We start from the raw sequence: 23,237 nt of genomic DNA on the forward strand, positions 1-23,237 counted from the left end.
AAGGAAGGGCACCTTGTTATCGGATTTTGTATAACAAGGTGCCCTTCCTTTCAGTTAGGCGTCTAGGCCGCGTAGCACCAGCGGGAGCCGCTCAGCCGCACCGTCGACGACCCGCACCGGTACGCCCCAGTCCTGCCGGGTCAGGTGGCAGGCCGCGTGCTCCACGTCCGCGTCGCAGGTCGCCGCCTGCGCGGTCACCTGGAGCACCCCACCGGTGACGTCCCCGTTGAGCACCAGCCGGCGGGACAGTTCGGTGCCCGTGCCGGCACCCTCCACCAGCAGCTCCGGCGGGGACGCGGAAACCACAAGCCGGGTCGACGGCCCGTACGTCTCGTCGAGCTTCTGCCCCGGCGCGGGCGTGAAGACGATGTCCAGCGTGACCTCGCCCGACGCGATGTCGGTGGGCTTGCGCTCGGTACGGTGCCGGGGCCCGTCCACGGTGCTGGCGCCCGCGGCGGACAGCGCACCCGGGGCGAGTCGGGTCAGCCGGTGCGCGGCGGACTCCACCACCAGCACCTCACCGGCCGGCGTCAGCACCAGATCGCTCGGCTCGGCCAGCCCGTCGGCGACCGTCGACACCTGGTTCGTGGTCGGGTCGAAGCGACGCACCGCGCCGTTGTACGTGTCGGCGATCAGCACCGAACCGTCGGGCAGCGCGCACACCCCGAGCGGATGCTGGAGCAACGCCGACTCCGCCGGCCCGTCCACGTGCCCGAAGTCGAACAGGCCCTGCCCGACGGCGGTGCCCAAGACCCCGTTCTCGACGTACCGCACGGCGCTGGTCTCGCTGTCGGCGATCCAGAGCCGGACGCCGTCGGCGGACACGGAGAGCCCTGACGGCTGCGCCATCCACGCCTCGGCCAGCGGGCCGTCGCGCAGCGCCTCGACGGTCGTGCCCGCGTACATGCCGGCGGTCCGCTTGATCGGATCGAACCACCAGAGCTGGTGGATACCCGCCATCGCGATGATCAGTTTGTCGTCGTACCAGGCCAGGTCCCACGGGGAGGAGAGGTCCACGGCCAGCGCGTCGTGGGCGTGGTCGTCGACCGACGCGCGCCACTGACGCCCGCTGCCGGCGACCGTCACCACCTCGCCGGACTCCAGGCGTACGCCGCGCAGCAGGTGGTTGACCGTGTCGGCGACGACCAGGTCGTAGCCGGCCACCTCGGCCACGTGCCTGGGCAGCACGCAGAGGCCCTGCGGCTCGGAGAAGGACGCCGCGCCGGCCGGCCCGTCGGCCCGACCCCGCTCGCCCGAGCCGATCCGGCGCACCAGCGACTCACCGTCCGGGGCCACCTCGACGAGGGAGTGCCGCGCCGAGTCCGAGACCAGCAGGTTGCCGTCGGGCAGCACCACCGCCTTGCCCGGGAACCGCAGCGTGGTGTCCGGCGCCGGCGGCGGCACGTACGGGCCGTCCCCCCGGTGCAGGGTGCCCTTCGCCTCGTGGGTGGCGATCAACTCGTCGATCAGCCGGGCCAGGCCCTCGGCGTGTCCCTCGCCGGCCATCGTGGCCACCACGTATCCCTCGGGGTCGATCACCGACAGCGTCGGCCAGGCCCGGGCCGCGTACTGCTGCCACATGTCCATCTCAGGATCGTCGAGTACGGGGTGGTGCACCCCGTACCGTTCGACGGCGGCGGCCAACGCGTCGGCGTCCTTCTCGTGCTCGAACTTCGGCGAGTGCACACCGATCACGACGAGCACGTCGCCGTACTTCTCCTCGAGCGGGCGCAGCTCGTCGAGCACGTGCAGGCAGTTGATGCAGCAGAAGGTCCAGAAGTCCGCCAGGACGATCTTGCCGCGAAGGTCCTGCAGGCTCAGGTCCTGGCCGCCTGTGTTGAGCCATCCCCGGCCGCGCAGCTCGGGGGCACGTACACGCGCTGTCGTTCCCATACCTGTCAGCCTGCCACGCCCCACCGGCCCGGCCGCCGTGACCCGGCACCTGATCACCGCCACCCGTTCGGCGTACGACGAAGGCGGGGCCACGGACGTCCGTGGCCCCGCCTTCGCGCTGTTCTACGGGGTTGCCGGCTTGAGGCAGAGCACCCGGTTGGCGCCGTCGCCGGGCAGCACCACGTACGGCTGCGTCGTGTCGGTGCACTTCTCCTTCGCGTCCACCTTCGAGACGATGGTGAACGCGCCCGCCTCGCCGCACTGCGCCGCCGAGGCGCCGTCACCCGACTTCTTCACGCAGGTGCCGACCGCCGGGTCGAACGCCGGTGCCTCGTCGCCGCCACCGAACTTGCCGAGCAGCATCAGCAGGCCGAGCGGCACCGCGAGGATGAGTACCGCGGCGATCAGCACGGCGGCCAGCACCCGGCCGTTGCGGACCTTCGGGGTCGGCGCTTCGGCCTTCGGCTCCTCGGCGTCCGGCTTGAACGCGTCGAAGCGGCCGTGCGCCTGCTCCTGACCCCAGGACGACGGCGCGGTCGGTTGGGCGGCCGGCGGGAACGCCGGCGGGAAACCGCCACCCGGTGCCGGGTCGGCGCCCGGCCCGCCGAACGGTGGAGCGCCGAAGGTCGGCGCTCCGTTGACCGTGGCGGCGCCGGCGGCTGGTGCTCCGGCGCTGCCGAACCGGTCGGCCGGTCGCTCGGCACCGGGCTGCGGGCGGACGCCGTTCATCGGTCGGTTGTTGCCCGGCGCGTCCACGAAGGACGGCACCCCGGGCGGGAACGCCGGTGGCGCGGACGGGGCCTCGCCGAACCCGTTCGGCGTCGACGGCCGGTCGTCGAAGCGCGGCTCCGGCGTGGACTCGCCACCCCAACCCGGGGCAGCCTGCCGCTCCGGGCTCTGGTGCCAGTCCGGCGCGCCCTGCCGGTCCGGGCCGTTCTGCCAGTCCGGTGCGGCCGGCGGGTTCTGCCAGTCCGGTGCACCCGGACGCTCGGCGGCCTGCTCGGCCGGGAACGCGTCCTGCTCCGGCTCGTCCGCCGGCTCGGGCGCGGCGGGGCGGCCGTACACCCGTGGTTGGGGTGCGGCCGTGCCGGAGGGTCGCATCGCCTGGTCGGTCGGGGGCATCACCCGGCTGGCCAGCGGCACCGAGGCGCTCGCCGAGGCCCGGCCGACCGCGCCGGCCGCCGACTCGGCCTCCGGCGTCGGTACGACCGCACGACCGGCGCCGGACTCGGGGGAGGTACGCGGGGCGGGCACCACGGCACCGCTCGCGGGGGCCTCCTCGGCGCGACCCCAACCGGCCGGCTCCGCCTCGTACGGTGCGGCCGCCTCCGGCGTCTCCCGTTCGGGGATCGGGGCGTACTGGGTCTGCGGCATGAAGTCGGCCGGCGGGGCGGCGGCCAGGCTGGCACCCGGAACGCGCTGCTCCTGCGGCGGCAGCGGCACAGCGTTGGCGGGCGAGATGCCCGGCCCGGGAGCGGGCTGGTAGATCGGCGGGTCGTCGCGCTGCTCCGCCTCCCAGCCGCCACGGGACTGGGCGGCTTCCGCCTCGGCGCGACCCCACACCTCGCCGGGCGCCCACGGCTGGATCTCCGCCGCACCGGCGCCGCTCTGCGGGGCCGGGTTGTCCGGGGTGGTGGCCCACCCGGGTGGGCCGTCGTTGCCGGGCACGCTGGCGCTGGCCCGGGCCGGAAGCCCGGACTGCTCCTGCGGGGTCCACCCCGAGCCGGGCTGCTCCTGCGGGGTCCACCCCGAGCCGGGCTGGTCCGCCTGCGGGTGTCCGGCCGGCTGGTCCTGCTGTGCGAGGACCCAGTCGGGCTGCTGCGGACGGGCCTCGGCCTGGCCACCCCAGGCGGCCGGCTGTGAGCCCTCGTCCTGCTGCGCGTCGGCGTTGTCGCCCCAGGCGGCGGGCTGGGCCTGCTGCTGGGCGGCCCAACCGCCGGAGCGGGCCGGGTCGTCCTGGCCGGGCCAGTTCGTCGCCGGTGCCGGCACCTGGGCCGCGCCACGCGCGGCGGCCGGCTCGGCCTGCCCCCACGCGGGGGCCGGCTGCTCGGCCGGCTGGGCGGGCTGGCCCCACGCCGGGGGCGACTGCTCCGCCGGAGTCCACGATGGCTGGTCCTGCTGACCGGTCCCGGCCGGCCATCCGCCGGACTGCGCCGCGTCGGGCTGCTGCGGCTCGTCACCGCGCCAGTCGCCGGCGGGCGCGCTGGCCTGCGCGGGGGTGCCCCAGCCGCCGGAGCGCGACGGATCGTCCTGGGCGGGCCAGGCGGTGGTGGCCGGTGGAACCTGCGCGGCACCCCTGGTGGCCGGCTGCGCCTGCGCCCAGTCGGGCTGCTCGGCGGCGCTGGTGGCCCAGGTGGGCGCGGCCTGCTCGGGCGGCGTCCAGCCCTGCTGCGGCGGGGCCCACTGGGCGGGCTGCTGGCTGTCGGGGGTGGCGTTGTTGCCGGCCCAGGCGGCGGGCTGCTGCGGCTCGCTCGCGCCACCGCCGGTGGCCCACGCGGGCTGTGCCGGCTCGGCGGGCTGCGGCGCGGCTGCGGCGCCCCAGGCGGGGTTCGGCTGCTGCTCGGGCTGGTTGGCCCAGGCCGGGTTGCCCTGGCTCGGCTGCGCCGGCGGCGGTGGTGCCCAACCCAGGTCGGGGCCGGCGGCGTTGTAGCCGTTGTCCGGCTGCGCCGGGCGGTCGCCGTACGGCGCCGGTCCGCCGGCGCCCGGTGACACCTCGTCCGGCTCCTGGCCGGAACGGTGCGGGCCCTCGGACGTCATGGGTGCGCCTCCTCCATCACATGTCGGCCGCCGGTGCCGATCGGTTTCCTCGGCATGGCTGCCGGCGTCACCGGCGAGCCGGCTCCCCGCACCGTATCGGGTGGCCGCACGGGGTGTCCAAGGAGCACCGCCCGTCACTCCGTGTCGCCGAACGGTGTCGAGCAGCTTCTATCGGCTCGGCTGGCGCGGGTCGGCGGGCGGCGACCGAAGCCCACCGTACCGGGCGCTGCGGCAGGGCGGAATCCCGGTGCCACGTGGTGGCGAAACGCCGATGGCCCACCCGTTAGCCGGGTGGGCCATCGATCTGGAGGAGGTGAGGAATGTCGTGGAGCGTCAGCTCATGTGACGCTGGGCGATGACGAGGAGTTCCTCGCGAACGGCCGGCGTGTTCGCCGAGCGCAGCGCGTGCTGGATGGCACGGGCGCGGCGGTTGGCGTCGCGGTGGTTGCGGATTCGCTCGATCATGCTCATTGGTGGGTCCCCCTGGCTTATTCGGTTGTCGGCCCCTGATGCCTCTATTCAACAGCAGAACGCCGGCAACCGCCATCGATTATTAGGTGAGCTGAGACACCCGCCTAACAATCGAAGGTCAACAAGCCTCCAGACCGACGGTTCCGTCGCCCAACGGACACGGCCGGTGTGCCGGGCGTTAACCCGTGGCACACCGGCCGTGGCTGGCGATCCGGACGGTCAGGTCCAGGCGAGCAACGCCGCCTCGGGGTCGGCGAGGAAGTCGCCGATGTCGCGCAGGAACTTCGACCCCAGCTCACCGTCGATGATCCGGTGATCGAAGCTCAGCCCCAGCGTGGTGACCTGGCGTGCCTTGACCTTGCCCTTGTGCACCCAGGGCATCTCCCGCACGGCACCGAAGGCCAGGATCGCCGACTCACCCGGCGGGAGGATCGGCGTACCGGTGTCCACCCCGAACACACCGACGTTGGTGATGGTCAGGGTGCCGCCGGACATGTCCGCCGGCGACGTACGGCCGGACTTGGCCGTCTGCACCAGGTCGTTCAACGCGTCCGCCAGCTCCCGCAGCGAGAGTCGCCCGGCGTCCTTGACGTTCGGCACGATCAGGCCACGCTCGGTGGCCGCCGCGATGCCGAGGTTGACGTACTCCTTGACCACGATCTCGTCGCCCGCCCAGGTCGAGTTGACCATCGGGTGTCGCTTGACCGCCAGGAGCACGGCCTTCGCCACCAGCAACAGCGGTGAAACCCGGACGTCGCGCCACTCCCGCCGGCCGCGCAGCCGGTCCAGCGCCTTCATCGCCCGGGTCACGTCGACGGTCAGGAACTCCGTCACGTGCGGGGCGGTGAACGCCGAGCGGGACATGTTCTCCGCGGTGAGCTTGCGGACCCCCTTGACCGGGATGCGCTGCTCACGATCCGCGCCGAAGCTCGCGGCGCCCGCCGTCGCCACCGCCGTAACGGCAACCGGCTCGGCCACGGCACCGCTCGCCGCCTGCTGCACGTCCTCCCGGGTGATCGAACCCAACGGGCCCGACCCGGTCACCGTGCCGAGGTCGACTCCGAGGTCCTTGGCGAGCTTGCGCACCGGAGGCTTGGCCAGCACCAGTCCGCCCGGGCGTGCCCCACCCTCCCCGTTGCGTCGATCGTGGACCTGCGGCGCCGGAACCGTGGGGGTTGCGGCTGGTTTGTCAACCACCACAACTCCATGATCGGCCCCAGCGGGGGCGCCACCCTTGCGCGGGCGACGCTTCGCGGCGGTCGTACGCGGGCCGTAGCCGACCAGGACGGCAGTGCGTCCGCCCGGGGCCACTCCACCGATCAGGCCGGGCTCCACCATGCCCTCGGCCGGTGCCACCTCCACCGCGGCCAGCGAGGCCGCCGACGGGATGGGCAGGTCACTGCTGGGCGTGGCCGTGGTCGACGGCTCGTCGAGCGGGCCGGCGCCCGGGTCGGTGTCGATGGCGATGATCGGCGCGCCGACCTCGACCGTCGTGCCCTCCGGGTGGTGGATCGCCCGCACCTGACCGGCCCACTTCGCCGGGATCTCCACCGCCGCCTTGGCGGTCTCGACCTCGACGATCGGCTGGTTCAGCTCGATGGTGTCGCCGACCTTGACCAGCCAGGTCAGGATCTCGCCCTCGGTCAGCCCTTCGCCCAGGTCGGGCAGGTTGAACGTCTTGATCCGGGACATGCCGCTCACCAGCCGAAGGTGCGGTCGACAGCGTCGAGCACCCGGTCGAGGTCCGGCAGGAACTCCTCCTCCACCCGGGCGGCCGGGTAGGGGATGTCGAAACCGGTCACCCGCAGCACCGGCGACTCCAGGGAGTAGAAGCACTCCTCGGTGATCCGGGCGGCCAGTTCGGCGCCGAGACCGATGTTCGACGGCGCCTCGTGCACCACGATGGCGCGTCCGGTGCGCTTCACCGACTCGTACGCGGCCGTCAGGTCCAGCGGGGAGAGCGAACGGAGGTCGATGACCTCCAACTCCCGGCCGTCCTCGGCGGCGGCGGTCGCCGCCTCCAGGCACGTCCGCACCATCGGCCCGTAGGCGAGCACGGTCACGTCCGTGCCGGGCCGCACCACCCGGGCCGAGTGCAGGGGGTACGCCTCGGACAGCGGCGCGTCCAGGTCGACCTGGCCCTTCTCCCAGTAGCGCCGCTTGGGCTCCAGGAAGACGATCGGGTCGTCCGACGCGATGGCCTGCTGGATCATCACGTACGCGTCCTGCGGGTTGGCGCAGGTCACCACCTTCAGGCCGGCGGTGTGCGCGAAGTACGCCTCGGGCGACTCGGAGTGGTGCTCGACCGCGCCGATGCCGCCGCCGAACGGAATCCGGATGACCATGGGGATGTTGAGCTTGCCGCGCGAGCGGTAGTGCATCTTCGCCACCTGCGACACGATCTGGTCGTACGCGGGGTAGACGAAGCCGTCGAACTGGATCTCGCAGACCGGCCGGTAGCCACGGATGGCGAGGCCGACGGCGGTGCCGATGATGCCGGACTCGGCCAGCGGGGTGTCGATCACCCGCTGGTCACCGAAGTCCTTCTGGAGCCCGTCGGTGATCCGGAAGACGCCGCCGAGCTTGCCGACGTCCTCGCCCATGATGACGACCTTGGGGTCGTTCTCCAGGGCGCGGCGCAGGCCGGTGTTGAGGGCCTTGCCGAGGGTGAGCGTCTCCGTGGCCATCAGTGAGCGCTCCCCTCGAACGACTCCATGTAGCTGCTGAACTGCGCGCGCTGCTCGTCGAGCAGCGGAGACCCGTGGGGGTAGACGTGGTCGAACATCGTCACCGGTTCCGGGTTGGGCATGTCGAGCACCCGCTCGCGCAGGTGCACCGACTCGCGGCGGGCCTGCTCGTCGACCTCGGCGAAGAAGGCCGCGTCGGCGATCTGCTGCTTCTCCAGGAAGGCCTTGACCCGGGTGATCGGGTCCTTGGCCTGCCACGACTCGACCTCGCTGGCGATCCGGTAGCGAGTGGGGTCGTCGGAGGTGGTGTGCGCGCCCATCCGGTAGGTGTACGCCTCGATGAGGCTCGGGCCCTGCCCGTGCCGGGCGTTGTCCAGGGCGGTGCGGGTGACCGCGTACGAGGCCAGCACGTCGTTGCCGTCGACCCGTACGCCGGGGAAGCCGAAACCGGCGGCCCGCTGGTAGAGCGGAACCCGGGTCTGCCGCTCCAGCGGCTGCGAGATCGCGTACTGGTTGTTCTGGCAGAAGAAGACCAGCGGGGCGTTGAAGACGCTGGCCCAGACGAACGCCTCGTTCACGTCGCCCTGGCTGGTGGCACCGTCGCCGAAGTAGGCGATCGTGGCCTCGCCGTCGTCGGTGCCGATCTTGCCGTCCATGGTGATGCCCATGGCGTAACCGGTGGCGTGCAGGGTCTGCGCACCGATGACGATCGTGTACATGTTGAACTTGAACTCGTTCGGGTCCCAGCCGCCCTGGTCGACGCCGCGGAACAGGCCCAGCGGCATGATCGGGTCGATGCCCCGGCAGTAGAGGACGCCGTGCTCCCGGTAGGTCGGGAAGGCCATGTCCTGCGGCCGCAGCGCCCGCCCGGAGCCGACCTGGGCGGCCTCCTGGCCGAGCAGGCTGGCCCAGAGGCCCAGCTCACCCTGCCGCTGGAGGGCGGTCGCCTCGGCGTCCAGCTTGCGGACCAGCACCAGATCGCGGTAGAGGCCGCGGTACTCCTCGTCGGTGAAGTCGACGCGGTACTCGGTGCCGTCCGGCCCGGTGGCGCTGTCGATGCGTTCACCGTCGGGGGTGAGTAGCTGCACCAGTTCCGGATTGCCGGCCGCGCCCTTCTTGGAGCGGGGTGCAGGCCGCCTGCTGCGGGTGGTGCCCCCGGGGTCGCCCTTTGCCATCGGTGTCTCCCTGTCGTGTCTGCGTCGGCACCGGGGGGTCACCCGGCCGCGCAACTCGTGCGCCTGCCCGGCTGCTGCCGGGCCGGTTCCTGGCGGCCGCGCCTAGCCCCGGTGGGGGTTGCCGCACGGCATGAACCGGGTTCTGGCCGAACCCGGATCGGGGAGTGCCGGCGCCCAACCGCGCCTGCCGCGAGGGTGCGCGGAGGTCACGGCTGCGTTGCCGTCGTGCTCCATATTCGCAGAGCAGGTGAGCGCGCCCACAGTACGCCCGCCCCGCATTCCGACCGTCCACAGTTTGTCGCTCTTTGTCGCCATCCTGCCCTCGCGCGTCCACCGGGTGTTCCGGCGATGATTCGTCACCGTTCGGTCAGCATCGCGTGTCGACACGCGGTGGAGGTTGGCTGACGGAGGGTAACTGAACGAGGCTGATTACCGCCAGATCACGTCGATCGGGTCAATTGCCGGGTTATGCCGCCCGGCGACGTCCATCCGCGTCCTGCGACGGCCGGCGACAAGGGGTGTGTGCGGTGTACGAGCCAGGTGACGGTCCCGGCACACCCGCGCTCGGCCGGCACCGGTCGACCGGCGGCTACCGGCGGGTGGTCGGTGCGCACCGGGCCTCCGGCGTCGGAGGCCCCTCCCGGGGCTACCTGCTCACCGTCGCACTGCTGGCGGGCACGGCGTCGATGCCCATCCTCGCCGCGATCAGCGCCGGATCGGCCACCCCGGGCAGCACCGCGCTGCCGGACAGCAGCACCCCGTTCATCCCGACCCCGTCGGTCGGGCCGGTGCTGCTCCCGCCGCCGCCGGCGACCGGCCGGCCGGTGCCCCCTGGCCTCGGTACGCCGAGCGCCGGCCCGACCGCGACGCCCGGCTGGCTGCCCGCCGCGCCCCGGCGGACGTCGGGCCCGCCGGCAGTCGTCGACCCGCGGCACGTCGACCGTGGGCTGCCCCCGGTGCCGGGGCCGACCCGGAGCACCAGACCGGTCGTACCCTCACCGCCCGCCAGCCCGACGCCCACCCCGGTGCCGTCGCGGACCGACCCGCCGGACCCGACGCCGACGCCGACTGCCGGTCCGACGCCCACCGAGACCATCTCGTCGACCGCGACGGCCGTTCCGAGCGCCACCCTGTCCACACCGGCCACGACACCGGCGCCGAGCGCCACCGTTTCCGATCCGGCCACGACACCCGAGACGTCGCCGACGCCCGACCCACCGGCCAGCCGACCCGCCCCGCCCGCCGTGACGTCCCCCGGCTGCCCGCCGACGCGCCCGGTGACCCCCTCGCCGCTCGCCGGACCGACGTACCCCACGGTGTCCCCGGCGGTACGGTGACGTGCAGGCGCGGCCCGTCCGGTGCCGGCGCTGTTCGGGGGTAGGCGCGTACCGGAGGGGGTGGCGTGGGCGGCGGTGCGGAACTCCGCCCGGTCACCCGGCCCGGCCCGGGGCTGCGGGTCGCCCGGCTCGTCACCGAGCTGACCGCGCCTGCCGTGCTGGTGTCGCTGCTGATCTTCACGGTGAGCTGGCACAGCGCCCGGCGTACCGGTCACGGCCTGGTGTGGGGTCTGCTCGCCACGCTCTTCGTCACCGGCATCCCGTTCGCCTACATCGTCGGCGGTGTACGACGGGGCCGGCTCACCGACCACCACCTCGGCCGTCGGGAGCAGCGCAGGGTGCCCCTGCTGATCGGCCTCGGCTCGGTGACGGCGGGGCTCGCGCTGCTCACCGTGCTCGACGCTCCACGCCCGGTGGTGGCGCTGGCGGTCGCCGGGCTGATCGGCCTCGTCGTGACCGTGACGGTCAGCCACTGGTGGAAGATGTCGATCCACTCGGCGGTCGCCGCCGGCACGCTCGTCATCCTGGCGCTGATCTTCGGCGGTCGACTGCTCCTCGCGGCGCCGTTGCTGGCCGTGGTCGGCTGGTCCCGGGTGCGGTTGCGGGACCACACCGTGCCGCAGGTGCTGGCCGGCGGGACGCTCGGCGCGCTGATCGCCGGCGTGGTCTTCGGCCTGCTGCGCTGAGCGGCCTCGACCCGACCCCGGGTGGGCGGCGAGGTCGCCGGCCACCCGGGCAGCAGGTCAGGCGCCGTCGTCGGCGAGGCGGTGCCGGTTCGCCTCGATCCAGGCGTCCAACGCGGCCGGATCGTCCGGGTCCACCCCGTCGGCCATCAACTGCGCCACCGCCGCCGTGGCCGGGCTGCGCCGCTCACCTGTCGAGTAGAGCCGCGCGAACTCCGGCACCATCTCCTCGATCGCCTCGTCGGTCCGTGTCGCGGCCGCCTCGGGCAGGCCGCGCTGGCGCGACGCGTACCGGGCCCAGGCGCGCAGCACCCGGGGCAGCATCGCCGCGTCGTCCATGTCCAGCACCGCGCGGCGGTGCACCCAGTCGAGCAGGAAGAGCCCGGACACCGCAGGGCTCCACCGCATCGGGTCGGCGTCCGGGAAGCTCGCCGAGTGGTCCAGCAGCAGGCTCAGGCAGAAGTGCAGCGAGGCCAGCTCTGGGCCGTCGACGGCGTCCAACCCGAACCGGGCGGCCTCCGGCGCGGCCAGGAACCGCCGTACCAGGTCGGTGCGTTCGGCGGCGGACAGCGGCTCGACCTCGGCCGGGCCGGTCGGGTCGGCCGAGGTGGGCAGCAACGCCAACCGGGCGCCGACAAGCGCCCGATCGGTGGCCAGCGAGCCCTCGCCGGGCAGCTCGCTCAACTCGTCGGTGACCGCCAGGTGCCGGGCCACCTCGCCGCGCAGGCGGGCGGGATCCTCGGTACGGAACCAGGTCAACTCGTCGTCCGCGCACATCTGCCGGACCTGGTCCAGGATCCGCTCCGCCGGCCCGCCGACGAAGATGTCCTTGGTGATGCCGATGTTGTGGTCCACGAGAGCCACGAGCGCGTGCTCCGCACCGCCGGACGCGTCGTCGTAGGCGAAGGTGGCGAGGTATGAGGTCTGGTCGCCGTACACGTCGCCGTACGCCCAACTGCCAGTCAGGTGCACCCGGCCGAGCTGACCGGTCCAGGTGGGCGCCTGGCTGCCCGGGCGTACCCGCTCGGTGCCCTCGGCGGTGGGGACGAGCGCGGCGAAGACCTGCCGGATGGTGGTCGCCGACGCCACCCGACGGCGGGCGGTCGCGGCGAGGAACCCGGTGACGAACTCCCGTACGGCCGTGTCCCGGTCGGTTTCCGCGATCGAGTAGACGCTGCCCAGCAGGGCGCTGCCGAGCATCTCGGCGTCCAGCGCGGACTCCAGCTTGGTCACGTCGCGTGCGGCGTGCAGCACCGCGTCGTAGGGGGTCTGAGGCGTGGCCATACTCCGACCCTACGCCGCCGCGCCGGTACGCAGAGCGGTAGCGAGCCGTGGGTCGGTCAGCGGCGGGCGGCGTCGCGCAGGGCGTCCCGGGCCTGCGCGTACGAGGCGAGCACGATCCGCACCGGGGTCAGCACGTACTCCTCGCCCACCTCGGACACCCGGACCGTCAGACGCTGCCGGGCGCGTGCCCGTGCCCGGCGGGCGGCCCAGCGCACCACCGGCCGGGTCAGCGCCGCCACCAGCAGCCCGGCCAGCAGGCCGCCGAGCAGCAGAACGGTGGGCAGTGGCACCTCGCCGACCATCGGGTTGTCCAGCGCGGGCAGGCCGAGCACCCGCAGCGCGTACCCGAGCGCCAGCCAGACCAGGCCGACCACGGCGGCGAGGGTGACCGCCCACTGCACGCCCCCGACGATCCGCCACCAGACCGGGCGGCGGTCCAGGCCGAGGTCGGTGCCGGCGATCGCACGGTCCAACGCGTCCGGCAGGTCGTCGTGGCGGGACCGGGCCGCGGCGGTGACCGCAGTCGGCCAGGCGGCGGGCAGGTCGGCGGCGGCCCGATCGGCCACCGCGCGGATCGCCAGGCCCAGCGCGGAACGCTGCGCGACCGTCGGATCAGGCACCGAGGTCGCCGCGACCAGGCTCTCCGCCGCCGGATCGGTCGCCTCGCCGGTCGGGCCGGGCAGGTGCAGCCGGCGCAGCGGGTCGGGGCGCAGCCGCCGCCAGCCCCGCACCAGCGGCCAGCCGGTGGCCGCGCTGGCCCGATGCCGGTACGCCCGTTCCACCGCCTCGCTCACCGCCGGCACGCCGGCCGCGCCGGCCAGTGCCCGGTTCAACCCGGCGACCGTCGCGTCGTCCGGTCCGCCCGCCGGGCGTGCCGACCCGACCAGTTCGTCCAGGCCGGCGACCACCGAGTCGACGTCGCCGGCGAGCCGGCGCAGGGCCGCCTGCCGCTCGGCGACCGTTCGCTCCAGCGCTCTGCGCAGACCGGCCATGCCGGCCGGGTCGATGGCGGTGGTGGCGAGCAGCGGTACGCCGGTCAGACCGTCGGAGTCGAGCAGCCGGCGCAGGTCGTCCAGGACCCGGGGCAGCTCGGCCGGGGGCAGCCGGTCCGCCTGGTTGAGCACGACCAGCGTGACGTCGCGGTGCCTGTGGAACTCGCGCAGGTAGCTGTCGTGGATCACCCGGTCGGCGTACTTCTGCGGGTCGACCACCCAGACCACCTGGTCGACCAGGCCGAGCAGCCGGTCCACCTCGAGCCGGTGGGACCGCTGCACCGAGTCGAAGTCGGGCAGGTCGAGCAGGATCAGCCCGTGCAGGGCACTCTCGTCGTCCGCGTCGAGCGCGCTCTCCCGGACGAAACGGTGCCGGGGCAGCACGCCGGTCCAGTCGAGCAGCCGGTTGGCGCCCTCCAGCGGCCCCCACACGCACGCGTGGGCGACACCTGTGGTCGGCCGGCGGACACCGACCGGTGAGAGTTCCAGTTGGGCCAGCGCGTTGAACAGACTGGACTTGCCGCTGCCGGTGGCACCGGCGAGGGCGACCACCGTGTGGTCGCGGGACAGCGCCAGGCGGGTGCCGGCACGCTCGACCACGGTGTGCGCGGGCACCAGCTCGGCGTCCGGCAGCAGGCCGTCGACCGCGGTCAGGAACCGGCGTACGGCGTCCAGTCGGGCGATCAGAGCGTCCGGGTCGACCCGCTGGTCACCCCGGAACGCCTCCCTGATCCGGCCGGTGAGGTTGGTCACCGGGAGTCCTCCTCGTCGGCGGCCAGGCCGCTGCGGTGCCGGGCCAGCTCGACCCGGCCGGCGGCGCGCCGCAATCCGTCGCCGACCTCCGCGTCGGGCCGGGCGTCGGCGGTGCGGCTCAGGAAACGCTCGGCCTCCGCGTCGAGCAGCGTTCGTACCCGTTCCAGCAGGTCGCCGCGCGCCTTGGCGGCGAGGGTACGCACCGCCTGGTCACCGAAGATCGCCTGGAGTACGGCCTGCGCGGCGACCGTGGTGCCGGCGCCGGTGGCCAGCTCCAGCCCGGTCGGGATGAACGCGGTGGACGCGAACACGGCGATCATCACGGCCAGCCCGGTGGCGTTGACGGCGTACGCGGCAGTGCGGGCCACGAACCGCTTGTCGCCGCCCTCGACCCGGACCAGCTCCAGCACACCGCGCTGCCAGTCGCGGACCATCCGTTCGGCCCGCTCGGGCAGGTCCCCGCTCGGGTGGGCGAGCGCCGGATCGAGCAGTCCGGCCCCGGCCGGGTGTGCCTTCCACGACGTGTACGCGGACTCGGCGGCCTCGGACGCCACCCCACGCAGCAGGGTGACCAGTTGGGACTCGATGGCGTTGCGCAGCTCGGCGGAGGGCGCCGGTCGGCCGGTGACGGCGGCCACCACCCGATCCCGGAGACGACCGATGCGTGCCTCCAGGGTGCGGAACAGCTCCCCGGTGCCGACGAACTCCTGCCAGCGGGCGAGCACCTCGCCGCGGAGCAGCCGGCCGTCCTGAAGGCCCTGCGCCACGGTCCGTTCGGCACCCCGGTACGCGGCCCGGACCCGCTCGTCCAGCCCGTCGGCGGCGTCGACCTGCTCGTCGGCGGCGTCGGCCAGCTCCTCGACGGTCGGGTGCAGGGCGGCCAGCGCGCCGTCGAGCGTCTGCCGGACGACCGCGGCCCGGGCGTCGGCGTCGGCGGCCAGCCGGGCGAACCAGTCGGCCAGCGGCGCGGTGACACCCTCGGGCAGCAGCCCCTGGCCGTCGACCCAGGTCTCGGGCAGGACGAACAGCGGTGCCCGGCCGAGGTCCTGCGCCTCGAGCATCTCGGCCAGGTGCGCGGCGATCTCGTCGGTGGCCTCGGCGGGCACCCGGTCCAGCACCATGGCGATCACCGCGCCCCGCGCGCGGGCGCTGCGCAGCAGCTCCCAGGGGACCGCGTCGGCGTACCGGGCGGCGGTGGTGACGAAGAGCCAGAGGTCGGCGGCGGCCAGCAACTGGCTGGCGAGCGCCCGGTTGGCGTCGACCACGGAGTCGATGTCCGGTGCGTCGAGGAACGCCAACCCGGGTGGCAGGGCGGGGGCGGTGACCAGGTGCAGCGCGCGCGGATCCTCGCTCGGCTCGGTGGTACGGGTCAGCCCCGGCAGCAGGTCGCCCTGCCGGAACCAGGCCGCGTCGGCCGGGTTGCAGACCAGCACCGGTGAGCGGGTGGTGGGCCGGAGCACACCGGCGGCGCTGACCCGGGCCTTGACCAGGCTGTTGACCAGGGTCGACTTGCCGGCGCCGGTGGAGCCGCCGACCACCACGAGCAGGGGGGCGTCGAGCCGGGCGAGTCGGGGCAGCAGGTAGTCGTCGAGCTGGTCGGTGAGGGCGGCGGCGGTGTGCCGGGCGGACCCGGCGGAGGGCAGCGCGAGGGGAAACCGGGTGGCACCGATCGCGGCCCGGAGACCCGTCAGCGCGCCGGGGAGGCTGTCGTCCCCGGTGGTGGCGGGCGGCTCCTCCGCGGCGTCCGGCGGGCCGGTGCGGGCTGCGACGGCGGGCGCGCCGGAACGGGTGGCGGAATCGCCGTGCGTCGTCACCGCTAAAGCGTGCCCGACCGATGCAAGAGAAGACAACCGGACGGTAATAACGGCTGGGTTGCGTCAGGTCGGCTCAAGTCGACTTGACGATTCGCCGGGGCGTGGCACTATTGAGTCAAGTTCACTCAACTTGTGGTGGGGCCCGCTGCGGGCGGTGCCCGCCAGGCAGCGCGGGCGGTGCCCGTCACCTGCACAACCTTACGAAGCGAGGAAGCGAAGATGGCACGTGCGGTCGGTATCGACCTCGGCACGACGAACTCCTGCGTCAGCGTTCTCGAGGGCGGTGAGCCCACCGTCATCGCCAACGCTGAGGGCTCGCGGACGACCCCGTCGATCGTCGCGTTCGCCCGTAACGGCGAGGTGCTCGTTGGTGAGGTCGCCAAGCGCCAGGCGGTGACCAACCCGGACCGGACGATCCGCTCGGTCAAGCGCGAGGTCGGCACGAACTGGTCCGTCGACATCGACGGCAAGAAGTACACCCCGCAGGAGATCTCGGCCCGGACCCTGATGAAGCTCAAGCGGGACGCCGAGGCGTACCTGGGCGAGCAGATCACCGATGCGGTGATCACCGTTCCGGCCTACTTCAACGACAGCCAGCGCCAGGCCACCAAGGAGGCCGGTGAGATCGCCGGCTTCAACGTGCTGCGGATCGTCAACGAGCCGACCGCCGCCGCCCTGGCGTACGGGCTGGACAAGGGCTCCAAGGAGCAGACCGTCCTGGTCTTCGACCTCGGCGGCGGCACCTTCGACGTGTCGCTGCTGGAGCTGGCCGAGGGCGTCATCGAGGTCAAGTCGACGAGCGGTGACAACCACCTCGGTGGCGACGACTGGGACCAGCGGATCATCGACCACCTGGTCAAGACGTTCCGCGGTGAGCACGGCATCGACCTCGGTCAGGACAAGATGGCCCTGCAGCGGCTTCGTGAGGCCGCCGAGAAGGCCAAGATCGAGCTGTCCGCCGCCACCACCACCAACATCAACCTGCCGTACATCACGGCCGGCTCGGCCGGCCCGCTGCACCTCGACGTGACGCTGAGCCGCGCCGAGTTCCAGCGCATGACGCAGGACCTGCTGGACCGCTGCAAGGGCCCGTTCGAGCAGGCCGTGAAGGACGCCGGGATCAAGATCTCCGACGTCGAGCACGTCATCCTCGTCGGTGGCTCGACCCGGATGCCCGCCGTGACCGACCTGGTCAAGCAGCTCACCGGACGCGACCCCAACAAGGGCGTCAACCCGGACGAGGTCGTCGCCGTCGGCGCCGCCCTCCAGGCCGGTGTGCTCAAGGGTGAGGTCAAGGACGTCCTGCTGCTCGACGTGACCCCGCTGAGCCTGGGCATCGAGACCAAGGGCGGCATCTTCACCAAGCTGATCGAGCGCAACACCACGATCCCGACCAAGCGCTCCGAGGTCTTCACCACGGCTGACGACAACCAGCCGTCGGTGCTGATCCAGGTGTTCCAGGGTGAGCGGGAGATCGCGGCCTACAACAAGAAGCTCGGCACCTTCGAGCTGACCGGCCTCCCGCCGGCGCCGCGTGGCGTGCCGCAGATCGAGGTCGCGTTCGACATCGACGCCAACGGCATCGTCAACGTGCACGCCAAGGACCTGGGCACCGGCAAGGAACAGAAGATGACGATCACCGGCGGCTCCTCGCTGCCGAAGGACGACATCGAGCGGATGCGCCGGGACGCCGAGGAGCACGCGGAGGAGGATAAGCGCCGCCGCGACGACGCCGAGACCCGCAACGTGGCCGAGGCGCTCCAGTGGCAGACCGAGAAGTTCCTCGCCGAGAGCGGCGACAAGCTGCCCACCGAGAACCGGGAGCAGCTCAACGAGGCGCTCGGCGAGCTGCGCGGCGCCCTCGGCGGTCAGGACATCGAGAAGATCAAGTCGGCGCACGAGCGGCTGGCTCAGGTCTCCCAGCAGGCCGGTTCTCTGCTCTACGCCCAGCAGGCCGAGCAGGGCCAGCAGCCGGGCGGCGAGACCGGCCCGGGTGCGACCGGTGCGACCGGTCCGCAGGCCGGGGCTGCCGGTGGCGGCGACGACGTGGTCGACGCGGAGATCGTGGACGAGGACGGCAAGAAGTGACTTTCGGCCTCCGACACGTATCCACGGCGAAGGGATGAGGTAGCCGCATGACGCAGAAGCCACGAGCCGCCGACCCGGACGGCACCGGGTCGACGCCGGGTGGCTCCGCGCCCACGGAGTCGAGCACCGGCGCCGAGGAGCGGGTCGTCATCCGCAACAACCGCAAGATCAGCGACGCGACGGAGCCGGAGGGCGCGGCCGCCGACGCGGGGAGTGACGTACCCGCCGAGGGCCTGGTCGAGGACGCCGAGATCGTCGTCGACGAGATCGAGGTCGAGGTGAACTCCACCGACGGTCCGGAGCCGTCCGGCCCGCCGGTGGTGGACGCCCCGGCGAAGCCGGCGGACGGCGGTGCCCCCGGCACCTCGCTCGGCGCCGAGCTGGAGGCGCTCCGGGCCGAGCTGGACGAGCGGACCCGGGACCTGCAGCGGGTGTCGGCGGAGTACGCCAACTACCGCAAGCGGGTCGACCGGGACCGCAGCCTGGTGCAGGAGCAGGCGACCGGCTCGGTGCTGGCCGCGTTGCTGCCGATCCTGGACGACCTGGACCGGGCACGGGAACACGGCGACCTGGTCGGACCGTTCGGCACGGTGGCGGAACAGCTCACCACCGCGCTCGGCAAGTTCGGTCTGAACGCCTTCGGCGAGCAGGGCGACCCGTTCGACCCGACCCGGCACGAGGCGGTCGCGCACCAGACCTCGGCCGAGGTCAGCGAGCCGACCTGCGTGCAGGTCATGCGACGCGGCTACCAGCTCGGTGAGCGGCTGCTGCGCCCCGCGCTGGTCGCGGTCGCGGATCCGGAATAGTGCCAGACGGTGACCGGGCCGTCCCGCCCGCCGCGCGACGGTGGGCGGGACGGCCGGGCCACGACTGTTGGAAGGGGGTGGACCGGTGAGTTCGAAGGACTGGCTCGAGAAGGACTTCTACGCCGTGCTCGGCGTGGACAAGGCCGCCTCCGCGGATGACATCAAGAAGGCGTACCGCAAGGTGGCGCGGGAGTCGCACCCGGACCACAACCCGGGCGACGCCAAGGCCGAGGAGCGGTTCAAGGCCGCGTCCGAGGCGTACAACGTGCTCTCGGACGCCGGCCGCCGCCGGGAGTACGACGAGATGCGTTCGCTGTTCGGGTCGGGCGCCTTCCGGCGCAACGCCCGGGGCGGCGGCCAGCCGGGCGGCGTGCCGTTCGACGTCTCCGACCTCTTCGGCGGTGCTGCCGCCGGAGGTGGTGACCGTCGCTTCGGCGGTGCCGGCTTCCAGGACCTGTTCAGTTCGATCTTCTCCGGTGGGCAGGGCGCCGGGCAGGCCGCGCCCCGCGGCCCGGCCCGCGGTCGGGACGTCGAGACGGAGGTGGCGCTCGACTTCGACGACGCGGTACGCGGCGTGACCCTGCCCCTGACGTTGCGCGCCCCGGGTGTCTGCGACACCTGCCACGGCAACGGCGCCAAGCCCGGCACCCAGCCGCGTACCTGCCCGGTCTGCCACGGCGCCGGGGTGACGAACCGCAACCAGGGGTCGTTCAGCTTCTCCGAGCCGTGCCGCAACTGCCAGGGCGTCGGCACGGTGGTCGAGGAGAAGTGCCCCGAGTGCCAGGGCAGCGGCGGGGTCACCAAGACCCGCACGATGAACGTGCGCTTCCCGGCCGGGGTGGCCGACGGTCAACGCATCCGGCTGGCCGGGCGGGGTGAGCCGGGCGAGCGCGGCGGTCCGGCCGGAGACCTGTTCGTGCACGTCAAGGTCAGGCCGGACGAGCTGTTCGGGCGTACCGGTGACGATCTGACGCTGACCGTGCCGGTGACCTTCGTGGAGGCCGTGCTCGGCACGGATCTGCGGGTGCCCACGCTCGACGGCGCGGTGACCCTGCGGGTGCCGCCGGGTACGCCGAGCGGCCGGGTGCTGCGGGCCCGGGGCAAGGGTGTGGTGCGCCGCGACGGGCAGGCCGGTGACCTGCTGGTCACGTTGGACGTGGTGGTCCCGTCCCGGTTGTCCGACGAGGCGCGGGCGGCGCTGGAGGCGTTCGCCGAGCAGAGCCCGCCGGCTGCGCGGGAGCATCTCGACGCGCGGGTGCGTCGGGTCGGTTAGTCCGGTGGGATGGACGCGGAGGTGAGTGGCATGTCGGGCGAGTTCCTCGGTTCGGGTGACCCTGCCTACGAGGCCAAGGTGCTGATGATCTCGGTCGCGGCACGGATGGCGGGGATGCATCCGCAGACCCTGCGCCAGTACGACCGGCTGGGGCTGGTGCAGCCCGGTCGGGCGGCCGGCGGCGGGCGTCGGTACAGCGTGCGTGACGTGGTGCTGCTGCGCGAGGTGCAGCGGCTCAGTCAGGACGACGGGATCAACCTGGCCGGTGTCAAACGGATCATCGGGCTGGAACGGCTGCTGGAGCAGGCGCAGCAGCGGGTGGCCCGGCTGGAGGCGGAGCTGGACGCCGCGTACCGCCGGGTGGCCGAGCTGGAGTCGCTGGCCCGTTTCCCGGGCCGGGATCTGGTGCCCACCAACCGCACTTCCACCGCTCTGGTGGTCTGGAGACCCCGCCGCACGCCCGACCGCTGATCTTCTCTTCGCCTTCCCGGCCCGGCCCGCGCCCCGATTTCCCGGCGCGGGCCGGGCCGCTTCCGTTAGCCTGTCGATACAGGTTCAACCGGCTTAATTCGGACCTACCGGCATGGCGAGGGGGAGCAGTGGCGGAGCCGGCCAAGAAGGTCGCCCAACAGGCCGAGGAACGGTTGGAGCACCTGGCCGACACCGTCCGCGAGAAGTTCGACAAGGTCACCGAGGGAAGCTTCCGGGACCGGATCAAAGAGGGACGGTTCGCCGACCAGACCGACCACGGCGTCGACCAGGCCCGAGCCGAGACCGAACGGAAGCGGGACTGACCGGTGACCGACGTGCGGGCCGGGACCCACGGGGGGTCCCGGCCCGTTCGCGTCGGCGGCGTCGCCCGCGCGGAGCGCAGGCGGCGACCAGGTCAGCCGAGGCGGCGGTTCTCGCGGACCAGGCCGCCCTCACACCAGTCCCGGTAGACGAAGAGATCCGGGCGGGCCAGCAGCACACGACCGTTGTGCGCCCAGATCCTCATCAGCTCGTCGCCGTCCCGTTCGGCCTGCTCCACGAGCTTGCGGAAGCGACGCTTGGGGTGGGCGCGGAAGTTCGTCCGGATGCCGTCGGCCGCGTAGATGTAGAGGCAGTGCAGCGCGAAGCGCCGGGCCGGGCAGGTCGGGTCCATCGCCAATTCGAAGAGCGTCAGTACCAGCCGGTCACCGGAGACCAGGAGGTCCCAGTCCGGTGGCATGGAAGCCAACGGCACCGAATCGGGCTGGTACGCCCAAGCTCGCAACTCCGCCGGAGTCGGATCGACGGGGTTGGCGAAGCCGTGGAACGTCGACTCCTGCACGCTCACCGGCCAACCTTCCGCTCTCGCCCGCGGGTGGGCACACCTGCCCACCCGCGAACGCTGGCTGCTGGGGCGAAACGGTAACCCGCCGCAGGGTGCTGCGGTAGTCCCCGTGCGGCGCAATTCAGCAACCGTTGGCCGGAACGGTGTCAGTCGGGGATCGGAACCGGCAGCGACCGTTGGGCCGCCGCCGCCGCGCGGGTGCGCAGCCACCGCTTGAACCACGGGAAGTCGGGCAGTCGGGCCAGCATCGGCCCGGTCACCACGGTGATGAGGACGTACGCCGTGGCCAGCGCCGCCAGCCGCGGCTCGACGCTGCCGGCGGCGACCGCCAGCCCGGCGATGACGATGGAGAACTCACCACGGGGTACGAGGGCCAGGCCGGCGCGCCACCGACCGGGTTCGGCGATGCCGACCCGCCGGGCCGCCAGGTAACCGGTGAGCGTCTTCGTCGCCATGGTGACGATGGCCAGGGCGAGCGCCGGCAGCAGCACCGGCGGGATGTCCCGTGGGTCGGTGACCAGGCCGAAGAAGACGAAGAACACCGCGGCGAACAGGTCCCGCAGGGGGGACAGCAGTTCGGTGGCGTGGTGCGCCACCGGGCCGGAGAGCGCGATGCCGACCAGGAACGCGCCGACCGCCGCGGACACCTGGAGCTTCGCCGCGATGCCGGCGATCAGCAGGGTCAGCCCGAGGACGCCGAGCAGCAGCGCCTCCGGATCCTTCGCCGACAGCGCGGACGAGATCAGGTGGCCGTACCGGATGGCGACCACCAGCACGATCAGCACCGTGCCCACCGCGACGGTGAGTGCGATGCCACCGCCGAGCAGACCGGTCCCGGCCAGCACGGCGGTGACCAGCGGCAGGTAGAGCGCCATCGCCAGGTCCTCGATCACCAGGACCGAGAGGATGACCGGGGTTTCCCGGTTACCGAGTCGACCCAGGTCGGCGAGGACCTTCGCGATCACCCCGGAGGAGGAGACCCAGGTGATGCCGCCGAGTACCAGGGCGGCCACCCAGTCCCAGCCGAGCAGCAGTGCGAACGCCGCGCCGGGCAACGCGTTGAACACGCCGTCGATCAGCCCCGCCGGGGCCGCCGACCGGAGGTTGCCGACAAGTTCGTTCGCCGAGTACTCCAGGCCGAGCATCACCAGCAGGAGGATGACGCCGATCTCGGCGCCGACCGCGAAGAACTCCTCGCTCGCGGCAAGCGGGAGCAGCCCACCGTGCCCGAACGCGAGCCCGGCCAGGAGATAGAGCGGGATGGGCGAGAGGCCGACGCGACGGCTGAGCCGACCGAGGACACCGAGCAGGAGGAGCAGCGCGCCGACTTCGACGAGCAGTGTGGTGGAATCGTGCATCCGCCTCAGCCGTCCGGGTCACTGTCGGCGAGGATGGCGGAGACGCCGTCGAGACCCCTGCGGGTCCCCACGACGACCACCACGTCGCCGGCCGCGAAGCGGAACGAGGGAAGCGGCGAGACGATGACCTCGCCGTCGCGCAGCACCGCCACGATGGAGGCGCTGGTGCGGGTACGCGCCTTGGTCTCGCTGAGCTGCCGGTTGACGTACCGCGACCCTGCCGTGATGGCGATCTGCTCGGTGAGCAGACCTGCGGCCTGCTCGCGGAGCCCGGAGAGCTGACCGAGCATCAGCGACGCGCCGAGGATGTCGGCCAGCGCCTCCGCCTCGTCGTCGGTCAGCGGGATGTCCGCCTGGCAGGAGTCGGGGTCGTCGGGATCGTAGAAGACGAGATCACGGCGCCCATTGCGGTGGGAGACGACGCCCAGGCGACGTCCGGACTCCGTCACCAGATCGTGACGTACCCCGATCCCGGGTAAGGCGGTCTGCTCGACACGTACTCGCACCCACCAAGGCTACCGCTAAGTGAGAAGACTGCAGATCTTGGTGGG

19 protein-coding genes are annotated in these 23,237 nt (G+C 72.9%); 6 read left to right on the forward strand and 13 right to left on the reverse strand.

The window, feature by feature from the left end:
- Window positions 1–54 precede the first annotated feature (54 nt).
- The 7 genes from ABZS77_RS01565 to ABZS77_RS01595 all read right to left on the reverse strand — a co-directional run bounded on the left by ABZS77_RS01565 (window position 55) and on the right by ABZS77_RS01595 (window position 10,298).
- Window positions 55–1,893 carry an NHL domain-containing thioredoxin family protein gene (locus ABZS77_RS01565; RefSeq protein ID WP_354815470.1) on the reverse strand — a complete coding sequence of 613 codons (1,839 nt, stop codon included), beginning with the start codon at window positions 1,891–1,893 and terminating at the stop codon, window positions 55–57.
- Between the two features lie 123 nt (window positions 1,894–2,016).
- Window positions 2,017–4,650 carry a hypothetical protein gene (locus ABZS77_RS01570; protein WP_354815473.1) on the reverse strand — a complete coding sequence of 878 codons (2,634 nt, stop codon included), beginning with the start codon at window positions 4,648–4,650 and terminating at the stop codon, window positions 2,017–2,019.
- Between the two features lie 333 nt (window positions 4,651–4,983).
- Window positions 4,984–5,121: a hypothetical protein gene (locus ABZS77_RS01575; RefSeq protein ID WP_354815476.1), complete on the reverse strand. Its 138-nt coding sequence runs from the start codon at window positions 5,119–5,121 to the stop codon at window positions 4,984–4,986.
- A gap of 219 nt (window positions 5,122–5,340) precedes the next feature.
- Entirely contained in the window at window positions 5,341–6,813 is a 1,473-nt protein-coding gene (locus ABZS77_RS01580; RefSeq protein ID WP_354817074.1) for a dihydrolipoamide acetyltransferase family protein, read from the reverse strand.
- 5 nt (window positions 6,814–6,818) lie between these two features.
- Window positions 6,819–7,808 carry an alpha-ketoacid dehydrogenase subunit beta gene (locus ABZS77_RS01585; protein ID WP_354815479.1) on the reverse strand — a complete coding sequence of 330 codons (990 nt, stop codon included), beginning with the start codon at window positions 7,806–7,808 and terminating at the stop codon, window positions 6,819–6,821.
- The gene (gene pdhA / locus ABZS77_RS01590) at window positions 7,808–8,983 is read right to left on the reverse strand and encodes a pyruvate dehydrogenase (acetyl-transferring) E1 component subunit alpha (protein ID WP_354815482.1); all 1,176 of its coding nucleotides are present in this window, start codon (window positions 8,981–8,983) and stop codon (window positions 7,808–7,810) included. The genes ABZS77_RS01585 and pdhA overlap by 1 nt, the downstream gene beginning before the upstream one ends.
- A 646-nt stretch (window positions 8,984–9,629) precedes the next feature.
- Entirely contained in the window at window positions 9,630–10,298 is a 669-nt protein-coding gene (locus tag ABZS77_RS01595; RefSeq protein ID WP_354815485.1) for a hypothetical protein, read from the reverse strand.
- 87 nt (window positions 10,299–10,385) lie between these two features.
- On the opposite strand from ABZS77_RS01595, the gene ABZS77_RS01600 reads away from it, so the two are divergent.
- Entirely contained in the window at window positions 10,386–11,006 is a 621-nt protein-coding gene (locus tag ABZS77_RS01600) for a phosphatase PAP2 family protein (RefSeq protein WP_354815488.1), read from the forward strand.
- 57 nt (window positions 11,007–11,063) lie between these two features.
- Here ABZS77_RS01600 and ABZS77_RS01605 read toward each other — a convergent pair whose 3' ends face one another.
- Genes ABZS77_RS01605 through ABZS77_RS01615 form a run of 3 tightly spaced genes read right to left on the reverse strand, consistent with a single transcriptional unit; the run spans window position 11,064 to window position 15,846 of the window.
- The gene (locus ABZS77_RS01605; RefSeq protein ID WP_354815491.1) at window positions 11,064–12,287 is read right to left on the reverse strand and encodes a hypothetical protein; all 1,224 of its coding nucleotides are present in this window, start codon (window positions 12,285–12,287) and stop codon (window positions 11,064–11,066) included.
- A 56-nt stretch (window positions 12,288–12,343) separates the two neighbouring features.
- Window positions 12,344–14,032 (reverse strand): GTPase, encoded by a 1,689-nt coding sequence (locus ABZS77_RS01610; RefSeq protein WP_354815494.1) that lies wholly within the window; start codon window positions 14,030–14,032, stop codon window positions 12,344–12,346.
- Complete coding sequence (locus tag ABZS77_RS01615; protein WP_354815497.1) at window positions 14,029–15,846, reverse strand: ABC transporter; 1,818 nt, start codon at window positions 15,844–15,846, stop codon at window positions 14,029–14,031. Before ABZS77_RS01615 ends, ABZS77_RS01610 begins: the two co-directional genes overlap by 4 nt.
- A gap of 219 nt (window positions 15,847–16,065) precedes the next feature.
- Between ABZS77_RS01615 and dnaK the strand changes: the two genes are divergently transcribed.
- The 5 genes from dnaK (at window position 16,066) to ABZS77_RS01640 (ending at window position 20,807) form a co-directional block, all read left to right on the forward strand.
- Window positions 16,066–17,934 carry a molecular chaperone DnaK gene (gene dnaK, locus ABZS77_RS01620; protein WP_354815500.1) on the forward strand — a complete coding sequence of 623 codons (1,869 nt, stop codon included), beginning with the start codon at window positions 16,066–16,068 and terminating at the stop codon, window positions 17,932–17,934.
- 47 nt (window positions 17,935–17,981) lie between these two features.
- The gene (grpE, locus tag ABZS77_RS01625; protein ID WP_354815503.1) at window positions 17,982–18,740 is read left to right on the forward strand and encodes a nucleotide exchange factor GrpE; all 759 of its coding nucleotides are present in this window, start codon (window positions 17,982–17,984) and stop codon (window positions 18,738–18,740) included.
- A gap of 85 nt (window positions 18,741–18,825) precedes the next feature.
- The gene (dnaJ, locus tag ABZS77_RS01630; RefSeq protein ID WP_354815506.1) at window positions 18,826–20,013 is read left to right on the forward strand and encodes a molecular chaperone DnaJ; all 1,188 of its coding nucleotides are present in this window, start codon (window positions 18,826–18,828) and stop codon (window positions 20,011–20,013) included.
- A gap of 30 nt (window positions 20,014–20,043) precedes the next feature.
- The gene (locus ABZS77_RS01635) at window positions 20,044–20,484 is read left to right on the forward strand and encodes a helix-turn-helix transcriptional regulator (protein WP_030332087.1); all 441 of its coding nucleotides are present in this window, start codon (window positions 20,044–20,046) and stop codon (window positions 20,482–20,484) included.
- A gap of 128 nt (window positions 20,485–20,612) precedes the next feature.
- A complete protein-coding gene (locus ABZS77_RS01640; RefSeq protein WP_354815509.1) occupies window positions 20,613–20,807 on the forward strand; it encodes a hypothetical protein in 195 nt (64 codons plus the stop codon).
- A gap of 92 nt (window positions 20,808–20,899) precedes the next feature.
- Here ABZS77_RS01640 and ABZS77_RS01645 read toward each other — a convergent pair whose 3' ends face one another.
- The 3 genes from ABZS77_RS01645 to ABZS77_RS01655 all read right to left on the reverse strand — a co-directional run bounded on the left by ABZS77_RS01645 (window position 20,900) and on the right by ABZS77_RS01655 (window position 23,192).
- Complete coding sequence (locus ABZS77_RS01645; protein ID WP_354815512.1) at window positions 20,900–21,331, reverse strand: hypothetical protein; 432 nt, start codon at window positions 21,329–21,331, stop codon at window positions 20,900–20,902.
- A gap of 143 nt (window positions 21,332–21,474) precedes the next feature.
- On the reverse strand, window positions 21,475–22,686 hold the full coding sequence (locus ABZS77_RS01650) for a cation:proton antiporter (protein WP_354815515.1): 1,212 nt from the start codon (window positions 22,684–22,686) through the stop codon (window positions 21,475–21,477).
- Window positions 22,687–22,691: 5 nt separating this feature from the next.
- Complete coding sequence (locus ABZS77_RS01655) at window positions 22,692–23,192, reverse strand: TrkA C-terminal domain-containing protein (RefSeq protein ID WP_354815518.1); 501 nt, start codon at window positions 23,190–23,192, stop codon at window positions 22,692–22,694.
- Between the last annotated feature and the right edge of the window lie 45 nt (window positions 23,193–23,237).

The organism is Micromonospora sp. NPDC005298, assembly GCF_040607375.1.
Classification (GTDB): Bacteria; Actinomycetota; Actinomycetes; order Mycobacteriales; family Micromonosporaceae; genus Micromonospora.